21 protein-coding genes are annotated in these 20,080 nt (G+C 59.4%); 9 read left to right on the top strand and 12 right to left on the bottom strand.

Annotated features, from left to right (window positions below; all coding sequences use genetic code 11):
- Window positions 1-94: 94 nt before the first annotated feature.
- The 5 genes from EV281_RS27535 (at window position 95) to EV281_RS27515 (ending at window position 4,730) form a co-directional block, all read left to right on the top strand.
- Entirely contained in the window at window positions 95-766 is a 672-nt protein-coding gene (locus EV281_RS27535; RefSeq protein WP_132657646.1) for a hypothetical protein, read from the top strand.
- Complete coding sequence (locus EV281_RS27530) at window positions 763-1,392, top strand: HAD family phosphatase (RefSeq protein ID WP_132657645.1); 630 nt, start codon at window positions 763-765, stop codon at window positions 1,390-1,392. Before EV281_RS27535 ends, EV281_RS27530 begins: the two co-directional genes overlap by 4 nt.
- Window positions 1,389-2,882 (top strand): glycosyltransferase family 2 protein, encoded by a 1,494-nt coding sequence (locus EV281_RS27525; protein WP_132657643.1) that lies wholly within the window; start codon window positions 1,389-1,391, stop codon window positions 2,880-2,882. The genes EV281_RS27530 and EV281_RS27525 overlap by 4 nt, the downstream gene beginning before the upstream one ends.
- Window positions 2,875-3,618 carry a hypothetical protein gene (locus EV281_RS27520; protein ID WP_207896904.1) on the top strand — a complete coding sequence of 248 codons (744 nt, stop codon included), beginning with the start codon at window positions 2,875-2,877 and terminating at the stop codon, window positions 3,616-3,618. The genes EV281_RS27525 and EV281_RS27520 overlap by 8 nt, the downstream gene beginning before the upstream one ends.
- Window positions 3,619-3,743: 125 nt before the next feature.
- Complete coding sequence (locus tag EV281_RS27515) at window positions 3,744-4,730, top strand: glycosyltransferase (protein ID WP_132657641.1); 987 nt, start codon at window positions 3,744-3,746, stop codon at window positions 4,728-4,730.
- Window positions 4,731-4,776: 46 nt separating this feature from the next.
- Here the strand turns inward: EV281_RS27515 and EV281_RS27510 are convergent, their stop codons facing one another.
- From EV281_RS27510 to EV281_RS27500, 3 genes are all read right to left on the bottom strand, one after another.
- Window positions 4,777-5,004: a hypothetical protein gene (locus EV281_RS27510; RefSeq protein WP_132657639.1), complete on the bottom strand. Its 228-nt coding sequence runs from the start codon at window positions 5,002-5,004 to the stop codon at window positions 4,777-4,779.
- A 51-nt stretch (window positions 5,005-5,055) separates the two neighbouring features.
- Window positions 5,056-5,931 (bottom strand): DUF1236 domain-containing protein, encoded by an 876-nt coding sequence (locus EV281_RS27505; protein ID WP_132657638.1) that lies wholly within the window; start codon window positions 5,929-5,931, stop codon window positions 5,056-5,058.
- 112 nt (window positions 5,932-6,043) lie between these two features.
- Window positions 6,044-6,442 (bottom strand): DUF1236 domain-containing protein, encoded by a 399-nt coding sequence (locus EV281_RS27500; protein WP_132657636.1) that lies wholly within the window; start codon window positions 6,440-6,442, stop codon window positions 6,044-6,046.
- A 194-nt stretch (window positions 6,443-6,636) separates the two neighbouring features.
- Between EV281_RS27500 and EV281_RS31305 the strand changes: the two genes are divergently transcribed.
- From EV281_RS31305 to EV281_RS27490, 3 genes are all read left to right on the top strand, one after another.
- Window positions 6,637-6,807, top strand: a complete 171-nt coding sequence (locus tag EV281_RS31305) for a hypothetical protein (RefSeq protein WP_165911970.1) — start codon at window positions 6,637-6,639, stop codon at window positions 6,805-6,807.
- 71 nt (window positions 6,808-6,878) lie between these two features.
- On the top strand, window positions 6,879-8,267 hold the full coding sequence (locus tag EV281_RS27495; RefSeq protein ID WP_132657634.1) for a sensor histidine kinase: 1,389 nt from the start codon (window positions 6,879-6,881) through the stop codon (window positions 8,265-8,267).
- Window position 8,268: 1 nt separating this feature from the next.
- The gene (locus EV281_RS27490) at window positions 8,269-8,892 is read left to right on the top strand and encodes a response regulator transcription factor (protein WP_132657633.1); all 624 of its coding nucleotides are present in this window, start codon (window positions 8,269-8,271) and stop codon (window positions 8,890-8,892) included.
- Here the strand turns inward: EV281_RS27490 and EV281_RS31300 are convergent.
- On the bottom strand, window positions 8,889-9,425 hold the full coding sequence (locus EV281_RS31300; RefSeq protein WP_165911968.1) for a hypothetical protein: 537 nt from the start codon (window positions 9,423-9,425) through the stop codon (window positions 8,889-8,891). The genes EV281_RS27490 and EV281_RS31300 overlap by 4 nt on opposite strands.
- 189 nt (window positions 9,426-9,614) lie before the next feature.
- Window positions 9,615-10,196, bottom strand: coding sequence for a BA14K family protein (locus tag EV281_RS27480; RefSeq protein ID WP_165911969.1), 582 nt, complete (start codon window positions 10,194-10,196; stop codon window positions 9,615-9,617).
- A 243-nt stretch (window positions 10,197-10,439) separates the two neighbouring features.
- Here EV281_RS27480 and EV281_RS27475 point away from each other — a divergent pair, with 243 nt between their 5' ends.
- Window positions 10,440-11,726 (top strand): DUF763 domain-containing protein, encoded by a 1,287-nt coding sequence (locus tag EV281_RS27475; protein ID WP_132657627.1) that lies wholly within the window; start codon window positions 10,440-10,442, stop codon window positions 11,724-11,726.
- Between the two features lie 190 nt (window positions 11,727-11,916).
- On the opposite strand, the gene EV281_RS27470 is transcribed toward EV281_RS27475, so the two are convergent.
- The 7 genes from EV281_RS27470 to kduD all read right to left on the bottom strand — a co-directional run bounded on the left by EV281_RS27470 (window position 11,917) and on the right by kduD (window position 20,080).
- A complete protein-coding gene (locus EV281_RS27470; protein WP_132657625.1) occupies window positions 11,917-12,447 on the bottom strand; it encodes a winged helix DNA-binding protein in 531 nt (176 codons plus the stop codon).
- Window positions 12,440-16,096, bottom strand: coding sequence for a hydantoinase B/oxoprolinase family protein (locus tag EV281_RS27465; RefSeq protein WP_132657624.1), 3,657 nt, complete (start codon window positions 16,094-16,096; stop codon window positions 12,440-12,442). Before EV281_RS27465 ends, EV281_RS27470 begins: the two co-directional genes overlap by 8 nt.
- A gap of 176 nt (window positions 16,097-16,272) precedes the next feature.
- Window positions 16,273-17,070 (bottom strand): transporter substrate-binding domain-containing protein, encoded by a 798-nt coding sequence (locus EV281_RS27460; RefSeq protein ID WP_132657623.1) that lies wholly within the window; start codon window positions 17,068-17,070, stop codon window positions 16,273-16,275.
- 110 nt (window positions 17,071-17,180) lie between these two features.
- Window positions 17,181-17,909: an amino acid ABC transporter ATP-binding protein gene (locus EV281_RS27455; protein WP_132657621.1), complete on the bottom strand. Its 729-nt coding sequence runs from the start codon at window positions 17,907-17,909 to the stop codon at window positions 17,181-17,183.
- Complete coding sequence (locus EV281_RS27450; protein WP_132657619.1) at window positions 17,893-18,546, bottom strand: amino acid ABC transporter permease; 654 nt, start codon at window positions 18,544-18,546, stop codon at window positions 17,893-17,895. Before EV281_RS27450 ends, EV281_RS27455 begins: the two co-directional genes overlap by 17 nt.
- An 8-nt stretch (window positions 18,547-18,554) precedes the next feature.
- Window positions 18,555-19,238, bottom strand: a complete 684-nt coding sequence (locus EV281_RS27445) for an amino acid ABC transporter permease (protein ID WP_132657617.1) — start codon at window positions 19,236-19,238, stop codon at window positions 18,555-18,557.
- 86 nt (window positions 19,239-19,324) lie between these two features.
- The gene (kduD, locus tag EV281_RS27440; RefSeq protein WP_132657813.1) at window positions 19,325-20,080 is read right to left on the bottom strand and encodes a 2-dehydro-3-deoxy-D-gluconate 5-dehydrogenase KduD; all 756 of its coding nucleotides are present in this window, start codon (window positions 20,078-20,080) and stop codon (window positions 19,325-19,327) included.

The raw sequence follows: 20,080 nt of genomic DNA, 5'->3' as shown, positions 1-20,080 counted from the left end.
ATGAGGATTTGCCAGCAGATGCATGGATTTTATCCGGTTGTTTGCGGTGCCACGAAATCGTTTGTTGGCCGTTTGGGACCGAAGGGGCGTAATCATGATGATACTCGCACATCGTGGCTGGTGGCATGCACCCCATGAGCGGAATAGTTTAGGAGCATTCGAAAAGGCATTTGCAGCCGGGCATGGCGTTGAACTCGATGTTCGCGATCTGAACGGCGAGCTGGTTATTTCACACGACCCTCCCACAACCGGCGCGCTGCCTTTCGAGCGCGTTCTTGAATGCTATGCAGCAAATGGCGCGCCCGCACGGCTGGCCATCAATATCAAGGCTGACGGCCTATGCCCGGCCCTCTTGCCGATGCTGGAACAATATGGGGCAACCAAACGCTCCTTTGTTTTCGACGCCTCGGTTCCCGATCTCAGGCCCTACCTCGATAGCGATATTCCCGTCTTCACTCGCTTCAGCGAGGTCGAGATCCACCCCTCCTTCTACGAACGCTGCGAGGGTGTCTGGGTAGATTCGTTCACCGAGAAGCCAGCCTCTATCGAACGAGCAATCGACGATCTCAGACGCGGCAAATATGTAGCAATGGTCTCGCCGGAACTGCACAAGCGCGCACATGAGGCAGCCTGGACCGCCTGGTCATCCGAACTGCGGCAAGCTGCGAAGAGTGGCCTTCCGCTTGAGCGGCTGATGATCTGCACCGATCTGCCCGATGCGGCCGAGCAAAGCTTTGCCTGGATGGTTGAGGAGAAAGTCACATGATCCGAGCTGTGTTGTTCGACATGGATGGCGTGCTGATCGACGCCAAGGAATGGCATTACGAGGCGCTGAACCGGGCACTCGATCTTTTCGGCATGCCTATCGATCGACAGGCGCATCTGGCAACGTTCGATGGCCTGCCGACCCGCCGCAAGCTGGAGATCCTCTCCCGTTCCAATGGCCTGCCGAAAGGGCTCAACGATCTGATCCATGAGCTGAAACAGGACTATACGATGGAGCTGATCTATACCCGCTGCAAGCCCGTATTTGCCCATCAGTATGCGTTGAGCCGCCTCAAGCATGACGGCTACAAGATCGCCGTTTGCTCGAACTCCATCCGCGTAACCATCGAGTCGATGATGCGGCGCGCCGGGCTGATGGAATATATCGACCTCATCGTTTCCAACGAAGACGTCACCCGCGCAAAGCCGGATCCGGAAATGTATGTGACGACGATGGAGCGCTTCGGCCTCAGGCCGGATGAGTGCCTGATTCTCGAGGACAACGAATATGGCCTGAAAGCCGCGCGCGACAGCGGCGCTTACGTCATGCAGATCGGAACGCCGGCCGACGTCATCCACGGCCGGATCGTATCGGAAATCAAGCGCGTTTCGGAGGTGATGGCATGATCGTCCTGTTCCCCACCACGGGCGCAAGCCCCCACTTCAGCCCTGAGGATTATGCGTATCCGCGCCCACTCATCGAGGTGGCCGGAAAGCCGATGATCCTGTGGGCCATCGAAAACATGAAGTCGCTCGGTGGCGATACGCATTTCCTTTTCGTCGTCGATCAGCAGGATGCCGTCAAATATTCCTATGAGCGGATCTTCGACCTGAGCACAAACGGCCGCTCGGAAGTGGTGATGCTAAAAGGCCCGACGGCCGGCGCGCTCTGCACTTGCCTGATGGCGGTTGATAGAATTGATCCCACCGAGCCGCTGGTCATCGCCAATAGCGACCAGATCATCGACACCCGTCTTGCATCGGTGATTGCGGAATTTGAGGCTGCGAACGCAGATGCCGGTGTCATCACCTTCGAGACGATCCACCCGCGCTGGTCCTACGCGACCCTCGGCGACGACGGTCTCGTGAACCGCACCTCCGAGAAGGAAGTGATCAGCAACAAGGCGATCGCCGGATTTTACTATTTTCGCGAGGCGCAGATCTTCTTCAAAGCGGCGACTGCCGCCTTGCGGCACGGGGTTACCGTGGAAGGCCGCTATTTTGTAAGCTCTGCGCTGAACGAGGTGATCCTCGATGGTGGTCGCGTTGTTTCCGAAAACATCGCTGCCGACCGCTATCACAGCTTCTACAACCCGAAAATGATCGAGAATTTCGAGGTAAACGGTGTGCGTCGCCTGTCAGCCGCGCATGCCAATCCGCCCGTGCAGTTGGTGGTGCCTGCTGCCGGTCGCGGCAGCCGCTTTGCCAAGGTTGGCTTCACGCGTCCAAAACCGTTCATCGACGTGCTTGGCCGCCCGATGATACAGCATGTGCTGGAAAACACCCTGCCGCCCGGCGGACAGCCGACAGTCCTGCTGCTGCGCGAACATCTGGAGAGCCAGGCGGATGCGGTGGCAGACCTGCGCTCGCAGGGCGTCGGTATCGTCTCTGTCGATCAGGTGACCGAGGGCACGGCCTGCACGGTTCTTCTGGCGCGCCAGCAACTCGACGAGGAGGCTCCGCTTCTCATCGCCAATTCCGACCAAGTCGTAGATATGCGTATCGTCGATTTCATTGACGATTGCATGGCGCGCGATCTCGACGGGTCGATCCTCGTTTTCCGCGATCCGAAGCGCGACCCGAAATGGTCCTTCGCCGAAACGGATGCGGCAGGCTTCGTGCTCAGGGTTGCAGAAAAGCAGCCGATCTCCGAACTCGCGACCGTCGGCATCTACTTCTTCCGTCGCGCCGGCGATTTTATGAAAGGCGCGCTCGACATGATGGTGCACAATGATCGCACCAACAACGAGTTCTATGTCTGCCCCGTTTATAATTATGCCATCCGCAATGGTGCACGCATTGGCGTTTACGAGATCGACGTCAGGAACATGCATGGGCTTGGCACGCCCGAGGATCTGGCTGAATACCTGCAGGGGCGCGAGCAGGCCTATGCATGACGTCGATCTCAGACCGGGCGCGACCGCGCCGCTGAACATCATCATTCCCATGGCCGGGAATGATTTTGAGAAGCTCGACGGCTCGGTAAAGGCAGAAATGCCTGTTGGAAAGACGACGTTGCTCGGCGCCACGCTGGAAGCGCGCCCCTGGTGGGGCGCTGCGACCGTGCCTGTTTTTGTGCTTCGAGACAAACCTGTCTCGCGGCGCTACGCCCAGGAAACATTGCTGACGCGCTATCCGACCGCGCGGCTCGTATGGCTGTCCGAAATGAGCGGCGGCGCTGCCTGGAGCGCTGCGGCGGGTGCGGCCCTCGTCGCTTTTCCGGATTCACCTGTCGTCATTGATCTCTGCGACATCATCTTCGACAGCGATGCAGATATTGCTGCATCCTTTGCTGCCGATTCCAACCTCGGCGGTCTGGCGCTCACGTTTGGCTCCCGTAATCCGCAATATAGCTATATCAGGCTTGGAGACGATGGCCGGATGCTGGAAGCGAGGGAGAAGATCGTCATTTCCGACAATGCGTCGGCAGGCGTCTATGCCTTCCGCAACGTCGCCATTTTTCATCTGGCTCTGACGCATAGCCTGCAGAACCGGGCGAGCCTCGCGCATAACGGCCTGCTCTTCGTCTGCCCGATGCTGAACGGCGTCGTCGCACATGGTTTCGATGTCCGGACGCTGCCGGCGCGTGACGTGTTCGATGTTAAGATCGCAGACGCTGCCCTTGCTGGGTAGCGTCGAAGATGCGGGAGAATACTGGCGCCGCTCCGCTTCGAAAGATCCGAGCGGAGCCTCACCAACGATCCGCTCGACACGCGTTCGCGAGGATCGGGACCTAGCAAATAGGACGGGAGTTTATCATGACAGCCGGGACATCGAGCAAATTGCCCTCCCTCGCCATCATCATACCCTGCTTCAACAATGCCGAGACATTAGCTGAGGCGCTCGACAGCGCTCTGGCGCAGGATTATCCAGATTTCGAGGTGCATATCTGCGACAACGGCTCGACGGACGGCAGTCGGGAAATAATCGAATCCTACGTGTCGCCACGGCTAAAGCCGGCCCTGCACCGGGATGTCGTACCGCGCACGGACAACTGGAATCGCGCCTATACCGCCGGCGCGCATGCAGATTACCTCGTTACCCTGCACGCGGACGACCGTCTTGCGCCGGGGGCGTTGCGCGCTATCGGGCGTGCCGCAACGCGCCATCCTGCCCTGATCCATGGCCGTTTCCGACAGATCACCTATGAGGGCGATCCCATTCCCGGCCGTCGCTTCGGGTGGAGCTACAGCAACAGCGGAGAAGCGTTTCGGGAACTGTTGCTGCTCAACAATATGGTCGCGATGCCAGGTGCGACCATTCGCACAGACGTCTTTTTCAAGGCCGGTCGCTGGGATCCGGCCTGGCAATACCTGCAGGATATGGAGCTCTGGTGGCGCTGTGGCGAACTCGGAGAAGTGGCATTCGTCGCCGACACGCTTGGCGACCACAGGGCCTACAAACATCCGCAAGCGCTGCACCGACATGCCGAGGAACATCTCCGCTGGGCGACGCGCAAACTTCGGAACGCCCCGACCCGCCGGTTGCGGCAAGCCGCGGCTGATGGTCTCAATGCTTATCTCGAACGCCTCGAAACAGAAGTGCATGCCTTGCCAGATGTCGCTGCCAGCCTGGTGGGTCCGGTGAGGGACGCCCGGTCAGCGCTCGCCAAGGCACCCGGCACCCGCGTCGACGCTCTGCGCCGGCAAAGGCTGCTGCGCATGCGGGCTGCCTCGCTATCGGCAATCACTAATTTCTTCAGAAAACTCTCGCCTTGGCAGCTTGGTCACGCTGAAGACCGATGACATTCTGACGTCCCGGATTGGCGTAGGCGCCCCCTTCATGGGGCGGCTACGGACCGACCCGGATACTGTCGGTGCGAGCAACATTTGATGTTTGCGCTCCATAGCCGTCGTCAGAGACATTCACATCCCGCTGCAGAGGAACCCATACCTGGGCGCCGCGACGGTTATTGCGATCCTCCGAAATCACAATCGCGGCGATGAGTCCTGCCATCGCAAACAGGATCGCTATGACAGGCATGGCAAAGCCACTGGATCTTTCCTTGGGATAGACCATTAATAACCTCCCTCGACCCGGCGACGTTGTCGCCGCCGGGATGGCCTAAAATCAGGCCGAGATGATGTAGACGATCGCATAAGAATTGGGATCAACGATCACGATCCGGCCATCCGCGAGAATGAAGAAGCGATAAGCCTTGTACTGCGGCACGATCTCGACGATTCGCGGCGGAAGTGGCTCAAGCCTGATCTTCTTCGGAATGGTCGCGCCGACCGAGACAGTAAAGTCGGTTTCACGAACCGGCTCGACGTGGACTTCTTTGACCACCTGACGAATTTCTGTCTGCTGTTCGACCGAAATATTCACATTGGTCGCATTGCCTGTTTCGGTCGTGGTGCTGCTCTTGCCGTTGACCGTCGTGTTGTTCTCGACATTCGTATTGGTGTTCGATTTCGTGTTTGTGGAACTGCCATCCGACGGAGCCTTGCTGCCCGACTTCTGCTGATCGTTCGTGCTGTTCGACGATCCTGAGGGCTGGCTGCCGCCAGAGCTTTGCGTTTCGGTCGAGGACTGGCCGGACTTCGTTGTATTTGTGCTACCGGCATCGGTACCGGTCGACTTCTTGGCATTGCCGGGCTGTGAAGTGCCCGAGGAGGTGCCATCGGACGTACCGGATTGCGGCTGAGGCTTTGATGTCGACTGGCCGGACGATCCTCCAGTTGACGGTTCACTGCTGTCGGCAGGCGCTTGCGGCGCCTGGCCGCTGGTCGCACCGTTACCGGTGTCAGAACCGGAGGAGCTGCCTCCCGTTACCGCACCCGAATTTGGCTGTTGTTGTGTTTCGCCATCGGATGAGGCGCCATTTTGCGTCGCACCTTTCTTGGGCAGGATTGGTGCATCCTGAGCAGAAGCGGAAATGATGCCGACGGGCGAAGCGCCAATCGACAATGCCGTCATCAGGACGGCAAGCGTCTTGGTTTTCATGACAATCTCTCTGTGTTTGCTGGTCGCACAAGTCCATCGCCGCCGTTCGCGGCGACTTCAACGCCTGTGCTTGGATTGAATGGGACGCGGCATTGCCGCGCCCGGTACCGGGTCAGTTGAGGACCTGGATCACCTTGCGGGAAGACGGCTCGACGATGACACGTTCATCGTTGACCACCGCATAGGCATATTTCGGATTGTCGGGAACGGGTGTTACGACAACCGTTTGCGGAAGAGGCTGACCGACAACGATCTTTTCTTTGACGACCACGCGGGCCTGCGGAGCCGGGGCCTCGCGAACATAGCTCACAACCTTCTGCGGCGGCGGATCGATGGCCGTGCCGACAATTGCGCCGGTTACACCACCAACTGCGGCGCCGACCGGACCGCCGACAATTGCGCCGGTCACGGCACCACCGGCGGCTCCGTTGACAGTCGAAGATTGGGCAAGTGCCACGCCCGACATGAGAGACGCGGCCACTGCCGTGCCTACTATGAGCTTGGAGAGCATTTTTTCCTCCTTTGGTTTTGCGGCCTCCTTGACCGCTGCCAATTCAACGACCGGCATTCATCGCTGTTCCGACACTCGGACCTCAGTCGGAGTCACCTCGGACTTTGGTCTGATGATGCCCAGACTGAGGTCCGAGAGCCGGAACACAGCGTCTCTCCCGCCCGTTCGCTCTCTGTTGAAAGAGGAGTTTGGTTATGGACGACAGGAACGAAATGCCGCAAATTTCCAGCGCGTGGAATGCATCCCTGCTAGCTCTCGTCGTCTTTCTTGCCGTCATGCTCTATATCTTCGGCACGGCCATGTCGGGCGATACCGACCAGTTGACTGCCAGCATCCCGAGCGCCGATGTCATCGAGGCTCGGTGAAGAGGATAAGTGAACTGGAAAAGTCCAGCCGATGCGATAGTTTGAATGAATCGTCGCAATTAAGGTTGGAAATGAACTGGCCCATACGCTGGAACGCCCGCTCCCTCGCCTCTCAGTTCTTCATTATGGGAGGGCTTGTTTCCCTTGCCGCGATGTTCGTCGTCGGGCTCATCGTCACCCATCTCATCCAGGATGCGGTCATTCACAATTCCGGTGCTGCATCAGCACTCTATGTTGACAGCGTCGTCGCCCCTCTGCTTCCGGATATGCAGAAGCAATCGCTGCTCGATGAAGCAAGTGCGCTGGCGCTCGACGAAACACTCGGACAGGGCGCGCTCGGCCGCCGTCTCGTATCGTTCAAGCTGTGGCGCCGTGATGGGACAATTCTTTATTCCAATGAGAAGGAACTGGTGGGGAAGACGTTTCCGGTCAATGATAAGCTCGCTCAAGCATTTGCAGGCTCGCTGGTCGCACGTTACGAGATCGCAAGCGACCCTGAAAGCGCTGAGGAACGCAGTCTCGGCAAGCCGTTCATGGAAATTTACAATCCCGTTTTGCAGCCCTGGTCGGGAGAGGCTGTGGCCGTGCTTGAATTCTACGAGACGGCCGAAGGACTGGAAGACAGTCTTGCATCGGCACGGCTCAGGAGCTGGCTGGCCGTGGCCGGGCTGACCGCAATCTTCTTTCTCGCACTCTCCATTCTCGTCTTTCGGGGAAGCAGAACAATCGAAGTCCAGCGCGAAGCACTAAAGGCAAGAGTAGACCAGCTCTCCGCACTTCTCGCCGAAAATCGCGGCCTCCAACGCAAGCTTCAATTGTCCTCCCAGCGCGCCGCAGCCTTGAACGAAACATATTTGCGCAGTATCGGCGCCGATCTGCATGACGGCCCGGCCCAACACATCGCCTATGCTTCGTTGCGTCTCGACAGCGACTTGCTGATCGATGCAGCCACCCAGCCGGAGGCGCGCGAGGAGGAACTCGCCTGGATTCGTTCGAGCCTTGCCGAGGCGATGAAAGAGATCCGCGATATCTGCAAGGGACTGGTCCTACCGCAAATCGAGAAGGCTTCGATCACAGAGATCGTGAAACGCGTAGTCGAGGCTCATCAGCAAAAAACAAACACCATCGTTGATACAACAATTGACGAGGACGATCCGGAGCTTGCCCCTGCTCTCAAGATCTGCATCTACCGCTTCATTCAGGAGGCGCTCAACAATGCCTATCGCCATGGCGGCGGCATTGAGCAGGCCGTCAGGGCGACATCACACGGTGGCAGCGTCCGCATAGAAGTCAGCGACCATGGCGAGGGCTTTGATCCGACGCAGGTGAGGCCGGCGAGCCTCGGCCTTGTGGGGCTCAAAGAACGGATCGATAGCCTTGGCGGCGAATTCAACATAAAAACCGGCGAAGGCGGAACGACTGTCATCATGACCTTCGCGCCCATGGAAGTGGAGGAATAGAATGACGTCCATCAAGGTCGGTGTCGTGGACGACCATCCCCTGTTCCGCGAGGGGGTAACCCGCAGCCTCTCCGAGGTCAGCGATTTTGTCGTCGTCGGAGAAGGCGCCAACACATCTGATGCCGCAATGATCGCCGCCGATGCTCGTCCGGATGTGCTGCTTCTCGACGTGTCGATGCCAGGGGACGGGCTCTCGGTGATCGACGAGGTGCTTTCCATAAGCCCGGACACTAAAATCCTCATGCTCACCGCCTCGGAGGAAGTCGATACGCTCATCGAAGCGATGCAACGCGGAGCAAAGGGTTACCTTCTGAAGGGTGTTGGTTCGCGCGGCCTGGCTGAAGCGATCCGCGCCGTTTTCAAGGGAGCCCGTTATGTCTCCCCGGCGATGTCGGCCAAAGCCATGGAATATTCGTTGAACGGGCAGGCATCGGAAAGGGACACGCTCACCCCTCGCGAACGCGAAGTGATGGATCTCGTTGCGCAAGGCCTTTCAAACAAGCACATCGGCCTGCGTCTCGATCTGCAAGAGAAAACCGTAAAGCATCATATGACCCAGATCCTGACTAAGCTCGGCGTCACGAACAGGACGGAAGCGGCGTTGAGATGGCGCGAAAAGCGCTAGCGCAGGAAGCGCGTGAGCCGCATACTGTCAGCAGATGTCGCACGCCTGTTGATGATCGTGCGGCCTTTCGAATCCTTCATGATGTAGCGTCCCGCACGAAGGGTTTCGGTTATTCCATTCGTATGCCGGACATCGATCGATCCGTCCGTATCCTCGGTCGCGTCTGCTCCTGATGTTGAGGGCGCATTGTCCGTGCTACCGGTTCCGTTCGAGCCGGATCGGCTGTTCCCACCGCTATTGCCGTTGCCGCCCGAATGTCCGTTACCATTGCCGCCGGAGTTGCCGCCGCCGTTTCCGCCGCCATTACCGTTGCCGCCGCCATTACCGTTTCCGCCGCCATTACCGTTTCCGCCGCCGTTACCGTTTCCGTTCCCGCCGCCATTACCATTGCCGTTTTCGTTCTTTGCGAATGCTGCCTGGATGGCGAGCGAGGGGAACGAACCCGCCACCTCGACTTTCAACGGTATAAGCGTCGCGACGGCAAGAACACTCGCGCCGCAGCCCTTTAGAAAATTGCGCTTCGAGATCACCATCGTCCTTTGCCTTGAGCTTCGTCCAAACTGGCCTGCTGAAAACAGTAAGCACGAGATTGACCGGTTGTTTCGAAATTGCAAGACGATCGGACATAGGTACCAGTTGGCCTAAGACTTTGGTCCCGGATATCAAACAGGGGCCGCGTCCAAGGACTGAATTTTGTCACAGCAAGAATCAAATGGCCTAGTTCAGATCACGGGAGAAATGCACTGACGTCTTGGCCCGCTGAACGGCTGGTAGGTGTTGTCCGAAGCACGATAGGAATTATAGCGGGCGGCGCACCATGATATATGCGGATCGCGGCCTGGATCTGTCGCAGGTAGCCCGACGGAGAGCTCTCTTTCGTCGATCACGCACGGCTTCCGGGGTCCACCATCAAAAGGCTGGTATGTATTATCAGCTACATTATAGGACTGGTAGCGCTGCCGGCACAGGCTGAGATGACGGCTGCCGGCCATCCATTCCTGCTTCGGCTGCTCAATCGCCCCCGTCATGGTAGCGTCAGGTGGTGCAATTGCCGATACACCAACCAGGTTGGCATGCGTTGAAGACGAAGTGTCGTCCGCGGCGGCTTGGAAGGGCGGAAGGCGCTCGTAATTTTGCGTTTTCGGATCGACACGCGTCGGCGTCGTCGTCCAGAGCGGCGCATCGAGATTGGCGAAATGATGTGGCTCCGGTTCCTGCAGTCCATATGAAGCAAATCCGAGCCCACCAACCAGAACGATTCCGAACATGGCCAGATATATAGATGGCGCAACAAGCGACTTCATGACGCAATCTCGCATTCCCGTTCACATAGAAATTAGAAATGCCGGGCTTCGGTTCCGCGAGCAGGTCTGAAATCGCGTTTTTTGTTTCGCCAACGGAGAAGATAATTACCGGGATATCATAGCTCATTCCGTCGCAGGCCTCCGACATATAGGAATTTATTGCCATCGCCCCGATTTTGACGGATAGCTGTTTTAACGGGTGATCCAATCCACAACAGCAGATCGCAGGCAGAAAGAGGAAGCATGTCGCACAGAGCGGGCAGCGCCGACCTCCCCCTTCATGGAGGGCGCGTGCCGCCATGGCTGGGCAACCGGATGACGACACTCGGCGCGTTGATTACCGAAGCAATCGTCCACCACTATGGGCGAGACGAGTTTCTGCGGCGGCTCGCTCATCCCTTCTGGTTTCAGTCATTCGGCGCCGTCATGGGTATGGACTGGCATTCTTCCGGTATCACGACCAGCGTTCTGGGCGCATTGAAGCGCGGGCTGAAGCCACGATCGAACGAACTCGGCCTGCATGTCTGCGGCGGACGCGGCGCGCAATCGCGCAAGACACCGGACGAGCTGATGGCGATCGGCGATCGCACCGGCCTCGACGGAGCCGGCCTCGCAAAGACCAGCCGCCTTGTCGCCAAGGTGGATAGTGCGGCCGTCCAGGATGGTTTTGATCTTTATCTTCATGGTTTCATCGTCGCCGATGACGGTCATTGGGTGATCGTTCAGCAGGGGATGAATGGCGACAAGCGCCAGGCCCGGCGCTATCACTGGTTCTCGGAAGGGCTGGAAAGCTTTGTCAATTCTCCGCATGCGGCAATCGAGGGCCGCTCGCAGGGCGAGATCGTCAACCTCGCCGACAGGCGGGCGGAAAAATCTCGAAACGGCCAGCTCGATCTTCTCGCCACGCTTGGACCTGATCGCATTATCCGGGAGGCTGCCGCCCTCGCCTGGAAGTCGGACCCCGCACCGGAGCCGGTCGCGCAGCCGATGCTGCCGCATCTCATTATGCCCGCGCATCACGATGTGCGCGAGAGCGACGTCAACATGAGGCGCCTCCATGGCAATCTAGCAGCTGCCGCCGATCGCGGGCCTGTCGACTTCGAGGATCTGCTTCTCGTGCCGGGTGTCGGCGCCCGTACGGTCAAGGCGCTCGCGCTGGTCGCAGAAGTGGTGCATGGCGCGCCTTGCCGCTTCTCCGACCCCGCTCGCTTCTCCATTGCCCATGGTGGCAAGGACAGACACCCCTTCCCCGTGCCGCTCAAGGTCTATGACGAGACGATCAATGTCATGAAATCGGCCGTGTTGAAGGGAAAGCTCGGGCGCGAGGAGGAGCTGCAGGCGCTACGCCGGCTGGACGATCAGTCGCGTTCCATGGAACGTTACGTCACTGGCCCTGATCTCAAAGAAATCGTCGCCGGCGAGTTCCAACAATCCTCCGCTTTCGATGGCCGCAGCGTCTTTGGCTGGGAGCCCCCTCCGGAGAATGCGCCGGTGGACGCCGAAATACGGTCGCACCCAGGCAGGCGCTAGGCGCGCTGGCGCAGGGCACCGCCACAGGCCACCTGTTCAGGTCTGCGGTGGCGCCACCGGCCGGCTCATAATGCCGGCGCGGTCGACCTCAGGCAGGCTAGCCGCCCTCCAGGGCCGATACTGCGAGGCAATTATGTTCGGCCCGTTGGAGCTGCGGGGCTTTGCCTGCTCAAAAAAGCCAACGCTCCGCTCACAGGGTGGCGGCCGATCTTGCAGCCTGCTCGTAATAACCCGAGAGGGCGCGCAGATGGGCGGCGATACTGGAAAGATCCTCCTGCGAAAGGCCGGAAACCTTCGTCGCCTCGACGAGCAGGCGCTCACGGATTTCCGAATAACGCCTCAACGCCTCCAGACCCTTGTCGGTGACCTGGATTATCTTCTCTTTGCCTGATTTTCCGGTTTTGACGAGCCCCGCCGCTTCAAGCTTCTTCACCGCGTAATTGGCAACATGTGTATCTTCGATATCGAGCACAAGGCAGAGGTCGGACAATGTCTTCGGCCGGTCTCGATGGCGGACCGAGTGGATGATCAGGATCTCGACCGGCGACAGGCTAGGCACACCCGCGGCCGCCATGCAACGGACCATCCAACGATTGAAGGCGTGGGAAAAGAGGATCGATCCGTATTCGAGTTCCGAGAGGGCCGGCGAGCTGCCAAGCGCCAGATGAGCGGACGATACGATCAGATTGCGCGCAGGCTTCTGTTCCTGATCGTCAGCCATCAAGGCGTTCCTCATCACGAACGGCACCACTGGGCGGCCCATATCCGCCACCAGTAGGCGTCACCACCGTGAAGGCTTCGCCGGCCTCCAGCACCGTATGGGCAGCCCCGGTCAATTCATCAGTTCTGCCGTCATTCCGGCGCACGTAATTGTGGCCAATCTCACCCGATTCGCCGCCCTTCAGCCCAAAAGGCGCGACGCGGCGATGGCCGGAGAGGATGGCAAATTCGAGCCTCTCAAGCGTGCGGATCGTGCGCTGCGTACCGTTGCCGGCATGCCACTGACCGCGACCACCGGAATTCGGCCGGATATGGAAATCCTCCAGCACGACCGGGAAACGGCTCTCCAGAATTTCCGGATCGGTGAGGCGCGAATTGGTCATATGCGTATGGACAGCATCGGCCCCGTTGAAGCCAGGACCGGCCGGCGCACCGGAGCAGATGGTTTCGTAATATTGATACTTGTCGTTGCCGAAGGTGAGGTTGTTCATCGTACCCTGGGCTGCGGCCATGGCGCCAACGGCGCCGATGAGGCAATTGGTGACCGCCTGACTGACTTCGACATTGCCGGCGACGACGGCCGCGGGATAAGCCGGAGTAAGCATAGTGCCATCGGGGATGACGATGCGGATCGGCCGCAGGCAACCCGCATTCATGGGAATATCAGCCTCAACGAGCACGCGGAAGACATAAAGCACGGCCGCGCGGGTAACGGGCGCCGGCGCGTTGAAATTGTCCGGCCGCTGCGGCGAAGTACCGGTGAAATCGACTGTCGCTTCGCGCTTTTCCCGATCGATCGAGATCTTGACAACGATCTTGCAGCCCTGATCCATCTCGTAGGAAAATTGCCCGTCCGGCAGCCGGTCGAGAACACGTCGCACGCTTTCGGCGGCATTGTCCTGCACATGGGCCATATAGGCATCGACCACGTCCTCGCCGAAAAGCGCGATCATCTTCTTCAGCTCCGCCACACCCTTTTCGTTGGCGGCAACCTGCGCCTTCAGGTCATTGACGTTCTGCGCCAGCGTGCGTACCGGATAACGCGCCCCGGTCAAGAGATCGGCAAGGGCATCTTCACGGAAATGGCCTCGATCGAGCAGCTTGAAATTGTCGATATAGACGCCTTCCTCCTCGATATGTGTCGCAAGCGGCGACATCGAGCCCGGCGAGATGCCGCCGATATCGGCATGATGCCCACGGCTCGCCACCCAGAAGCGGATGCGTGTCCCGGCATCATCGAAGACCGGCGTGCAGACGGTCAGATCGGGCAGATGCGTGCCGCCATTATAGGGCGCGTTGATCAGGAAGACGTCACCCGGTTGGATGATCGGATTTTCGCGAATGGCGGTCGCGACAGATGCATCCATGGAACCGAGATGCACGGGCATATGTGGCGCATTGGCAACGAGATTGCCCCGCGCATCGAAGACCGCGCAGGAGAAGTCCAGCCGCTCCTTGATATTGACGGAATAAGCCGTGTTCTGCAGCGTGACGCCCATCTGCTCGGCGATCGACATGAAGAGGTTGTTGAAAATCTCCAACATAACGGGATCGGCCTTGGTGCCGATCGCCGTGCGTTCCGGCGAGGCCTTGATGCGGGTCAGCACGATATGATCGCGCGCCGTCAGCTTCGCCTGCCAGCCATCTTCCACGACGATGGTCTGGTTCTGCTCGATAATGATGGCCGGTCCGGTGACGGTCTGACCAGGAAGGATACGATCGCGCAGAACGACCGCAGCATCATGGCTCTCGCCCTGTGAATGGAAGCGCGTATGGCGGATGGCGGGCGCTTCACCGCTGCCCGTCTCGCCACGATCGACATCGATCTCAGCAGCTGCACCGCCGATGCATTCGACTTCGGCTGCTTCGACGACCAGAGGCTTATCCGCGGCGATGAAACCGAAGCGACGCTTATGCAGCACCTCAAACTCTTTTCGAAGCCGTGTTGCATCATCATCTTGCGGGAACAGTGCCTCGACAGCGAGCAAGGTATCAGTGCCAGCATAGCGGATATGGGCACGAAGCACCGTCTTGATCTTGGCGGCATCCACGCCCTGCGCAACAAGCTCTAGAAGGCATTCACCCTGCAGCTCAAGGCCAAGCGCAGTAATCGCCGCCGGAGCCTTTCGATCGAGCGACACGCCGAGTGCCTTCTGACGGGTGGAGCGGATGTCGGCAAGCCCCATGCCATAGGCCGACAATAGCCCGGACATCGGATGCAACAGGATGCTTTTCATGCCGAGCGCATCGGCGACCAGGCAGGCATGCTGGCCGCCGGCGCCACCGAAGCAATTCAATACATAACGCGTCACGTCATAACCGCGCTGGACGGAGATCTTCTTGATCGCCTCGACCATATTGGCGACGGCAATGCGGATGAAGCCGTCAGCCACTTCTTCCGGGCTGCGCCCATCGCCGATCTCGGCTGCCAGTTCGGCAAATTTCCGCCGCACCGTCTCGACATCGAGCGGCTGATCCTGGTTCGGACCAAAGATTGCGGGGAAGAAATCCGGCAGCAGCTTGCCCGCCATGACATTGGCGTCGGTGACCGCGAGCGGCCCGCCATTGCGATAGCAGGCTGGACCTGGATAGGCTCCGGCAGAGTCAGGCCCGACGCGGAAGCGGCCGCTCTCAAAATGCAGGATGGAACCGCCGCCGGCTGCCACCGTATGGATCAGCATCATCGGCGCGCGAACGCGCACGCCAGCGACTTCCGTTTCGAAGGCGCGCTCATATTCGCCGTCGAAATGCGCAACATCCGTCGAGGTACCGCCCATGTCGAAACCGATCACATGGTCGAAACCCGCCTGTTCGCCGGTCTTGGCAAGACCGACCACCCCACCCGCCGGACCGGACAGGATCGCGTCCTTGCCCTGAAACAGGTCGGCCGCCGTCAGGCCACCTGACGACATCATGAACATGACGCGTGCGCCGGTTCTTGCGACATCAAGCTCATCCGATACTTGCCGCACATAACGGCCGAGCACCGGCGAAAGATAGGCATCGACAACGGTCGTATCGCCTCGGCCGACCAGCTTGATAAGCGGCGAAACCTCATGGCTTACGGAAACCTGCTCGAAACCAATGGCGCGAGCAATGCGCGCAGCCGCTGCCTCGTGCTGCGGATATTTATAGGCGTGCATGAAGACGATGGCGACGGCGCGATAGCCCCTGACACGCAGATCGCGCAGCGCCGCTTCGGCCGCGGTCTCGTTGAGCGTTATCTCGACAGTCCCGTCAGCGAGCACGCGTTCGTCAAGCTCGATCACATCCTGATAGAGCGCTTCGGGCTTAATAATCTCGGTCGCAAAGATCTTCTTGCGTTCCTGATAGCCGATGCGCAGAGCGTCGCGGAAACCCTTTGTCGTGATCAATGCCAGGCGCTCACCCTTACGCTCGAGCAGCGCATTGGTCGCGACGGTAGTGCCCATACGCACCTCGCCGATCAGGCCGACCGGGATCGGCTCACCGGTGGTTAAACCGAGATGGAGACGGATCCCGTGAACAGCGGCATCGCGGTAGGCCTCCGGATTTTCGGAGAGAACCTTGCGGGCGTGCAAGACACCGGACGGGTCGCGCCCGACTATATCGGTGAAGGTACCGCCACGATCGATCCAGAAATCCCAGCTACTAGCTGTAGTGTCCGACAAAATCGCCTCCGCCGTTCGTTTTCGATATTGCTAAGAAATTATCGATAAATCGTCAACGTTGTGCGATGTGGATCTGCTGTACTGGTTCGGTGTTGGCCGAAAAGCAAACGCCGCGGTCAATAGACCGCGGCGCTGAAAGGACCAAACGGGCGCTTAAAAGCACCCGCTCGCCATGTTTATGAACGAGATGTCAAATCGTCAGGCAGTTCGGCATTGTGGTACTTGCGATAGATGTCGCGCAGCACCTTATTGCCGAAGTTGGTCTTGACCCACTGGTCGAGCCAGGTCTTCAGGTTCGCTTCGCCTTTCGGGATACCGATGCCGAGGTTGGTTTCCTTCTGGGTGAATTTCACCTGCAGGGGGTGGTCGGCCATCTTCTTGTTGATGCCGTTGATGACAGCCGACTGGCTGGAGAGAATATCGACCTGACCAGAGACGACCGACGTGATCAGCGTTGCGTCATCCTCGAAGCGGACGATATTGGCGCCCTTTGCATTGGCGGTGATGTCCTGATCGTTGGTCGTGGCGCGAGTGACACCGATGCGCTTGCCATCGAGATCGGCATAGTTCTTGATCTCAACGCTCGGTGGAGCCGCGACGACGAGGGCCAGCGTCGCATAGGGGACGGAATAGTCGATTGCCTTCTTGCGCTCTTCGGTAATTCCGAGCGAGGAGACGACCATGTCGGCCTTGCCGGTCTGGACCGAGGGTACACGGGCGGCGTTGGTGATCTCGACCAGCTCGAGCTGCACGCCGAGATCCTTGGCGATCAGCTTTGCGGTCTCGATATCGGAACCTGACGGCTGCAGGTTTTCATCCACGAAGGAATATTCGGGAATGCCCATCGCGACCGCGATGCGCACCTTGCCGGCCTTCTTAATGTTGTCGAGAACATCGGCATGGGCGACGCTTGTCAGCGCCAGCAGGCCAGCACCTGCCAGAACTGTCAGTTTCGAAATCATTTTGCTCGGCATATTCCAAGTCTCCTCTACTCGATTGCCTCTGCCCGTTCTCCGACGGGCCTCCTCTAAAAACCCGCATCGGCTCATCCGAGGCAGGCAATTTCCTCCCGCTCGCGCGAGGCCTAAAGCTCTGCGGCCATGAATTCCTTGAGTTCGAGCGTCTGCGGGTTGCTCAGGATATCGGCGCCACCCGTCTCCCAGACCTTGCCGGTGTGCATGTAGATGACGCGATTGGCGGCGCGCTTGGCAAAGCCCATCTCATGGGTGACGACGATCATCGTCATGCCTCCGCGGGCAAGATCTTCCATGACGCGCAGCACTTCGCCAGTCAGCTTCGGATCAAGAGCCGAGGTCACCTCATCGAACAGCATCACCTTCGGCTGCATGGCGAGCGAGCGGGCGATGGCCACGCGCTGCTGCTGGCCGCCGGACAGTTGCTCCGGATAGGCATCGATCTTTTCCGACAGGCCGACCTTGGCGAGCACCTGTTTGGCGATCTCGAAGGCCTGATCCTTGCGCATGCCCTTCACGCGACGCAGGGCCAGCATGATGTTTTCGGCGACCGTCATGTGGGGGAAAAGGTTGTAGCTTTGGAACACCATGCCGATATCCCGGCGCAAGGTTCTGAGATCGAGCCGCGGATCGTCGACACGATGGCCGCAGACTTCGATCGAACCGTCCTGGATCGTCTCCAGACGGTTGATGCAGCGCAGAGCCGTGCTCTTGCCGGAACCGGACTGGCCGATCAGCGCCACCACTTCGCCGGCATTGATCTCGAAGGACACACCCTTCAGCACCTCCAGCGCACCGAAGCGCTTGACGACATTGGTGAGTTTAACGGCGACCGACATTGAGTTTCCTCTCGAGAGAGCGGCTCCAGACCGACAGCGGATAGCAGACGCAGAAATAGAAGAGCGCAGCGATGCCGAAGACCAGGAAGGGCTGGAACAGGGAATTATTGATGACCTGCGCCGCACGCGTCAGCTCCAGGAAACCGACGACCGAAGCAAGCGAGGTATTCTTGACAAGCTGGACGAGGAATCCGACCGTCGGCGGCGTGGCGATCCGCAGCGCCTGCGGCAGGATCACGTCCCGCAGCGCCTGCCAGCGCGTCAAGCCAAGGCATTCAGCCGCCTCGAACTGGGTGCGCGAAATGGACTCGACCGAACCGCGCCAGATCTCCCCGAGATAGGAACTCGAATAGATCATCATGCCGAGGCCGGCCGCCGCCAGCGGCGGCACGGAGATATTGATCACCCCGAGGCCGAAATAGAGGATGAACATCTGGATCAGGAGCGGCGTACCCTGGACGATCTGGATATAGATCAGCGCTGCGCGCCGGACCCACAGGAAGCGGGAAATACGGCAGAGCATGACGAAGAAGCCGGCAATACCACCTAACAGGAAGGCGAGCGCGGATAGCACTACCGTCCAGAGGAGGCCATCGAGCAGATAGATCAGGTGATTGAAGGAAAACCCACCGAGCATGGCAACCTCTAGAGCGACGTACCGAGCCGGCGGCGGCGCGGGAAGGCGATGAGACCGAGGCCGTAAAAACCTGCCCGCATCAGATAGGTGATGGCGATATAGAGGACCGCGACGACCACATAGGTTTCCAGCGATCGGAATGTGTTCGATTGGATGTTGTTGGCGACGCCCGTCAGCTCCTCGGCGGAGATCTGCGAAGCGATCGAGGTTGACAGCATCATCAGGATGAACTGACTGGAAAGTGCCGGGTAAACACGCTCGATCGCCGGCAGAAGGATGATATCGCGATAGATCTGGAGCTTCGACAGGCCGAGCGCTTCAGCCGCCTCGATCTGGCTCGGATGAATGGAATCCATGCCGGCGCGCACGATCTCGGCCGTATAGGCACCGACATTGATGACCATGGCAAAGACAGCCGCCGCAATGATCGGCAGACGGATGCCGACTGAAGACAGGCCGAAGAAGATGAAGAAGATCTGCACAATGAAGGGCGTGTTGCGCACCGTCTCGACATAGATGCTGACCAGGGTACGCAACGGCCCGATCGACGAGCGGCGGGCGACCGCGCAGGCGACGCCGATCACCAGACCGATGATCACCGAAAAGACGGTGATTTCGAGCGTGACGAGCGCGCCGGACAGGAAATCGCTCCAATAGGGCAGCAAGGCCGAAAAATCGAACTGGTACTGCATATCCTCCTCCATTCCGGCCACGCCAACTCCACTGGCGCGACCTCGCCGTGCCACCGGACGGCGTCATGTCTCCTCCGGCCGTCGCGTCAGCGCGCCAGCCAGCCTCCATCGACGGGCAGCACGGTGCCGTGTACGTAATCGGATGCCGCGGATGCCAGGAACACCGCGGCACCGCCGATATCGCCAGGCTCGCCCCAGCGGCCGGCGGGTATGCGCGCCAGGATGCTCGCATTGCGATCGGCATCCTCACGCAGCGCGGTCGTGTTGTTGGTGATGAAATAGCCGGGGGCGATGGCATTGACGTTCACGCCCTTGCCCGCCCATTCGCAGGCAAGCAGCCGGGTCAGACCTGCAAGGCCGCTCTTCGATGCCGTATAGGAGGGGATGCGGATCCCGCCCTGAAAGGAGAGCAGCGAAGCGATGTTGATGATCTTGCCGCGCCCTTTTTCGAGCATATGACGGGCAGCGGCCTGAGACAGGAAAAAGGCTGTCTTCAGGTTGACATTCATCACCGCGTCCCAGTCTTCCTCGGTGAAATCGATCGCATCGGTGCGGCGGATGATGCCGGCATTGTTGACGAGAATGTCGAGCCCTCCAAAACGCTCCAGCACCTCCGCAACGATCGGCTTAACCGGTTCGATCGTGCCAAGGTCTGCCTGGATGACGTGGAATCCCACCCCCGCCCTCGCGACCAAGGCTTCCGTCTCATCCATCGACGAGCGGCCGACGGCGACGATCGAGGCACCGGCTTTTGCCAGCGCAACGGCGATCCCCTGTCCGATGCCGGTATTGGCGCCGGTGACGACAGCTATTTTTCCCGAGAGATCGAAGAGAGCCTGCAT

Source organism: Rhizobium sp. BK418 (assembly GCF_004341105.1).
Lineage (GTDB): Bacteria > Pseudomonadota > Alphaproteobacteria > Rhizobiales > Rhizobiaceae > Rhizobium.
This window is presented reverse-complemented; position numbering and strand designations above follow the sequence as displayed.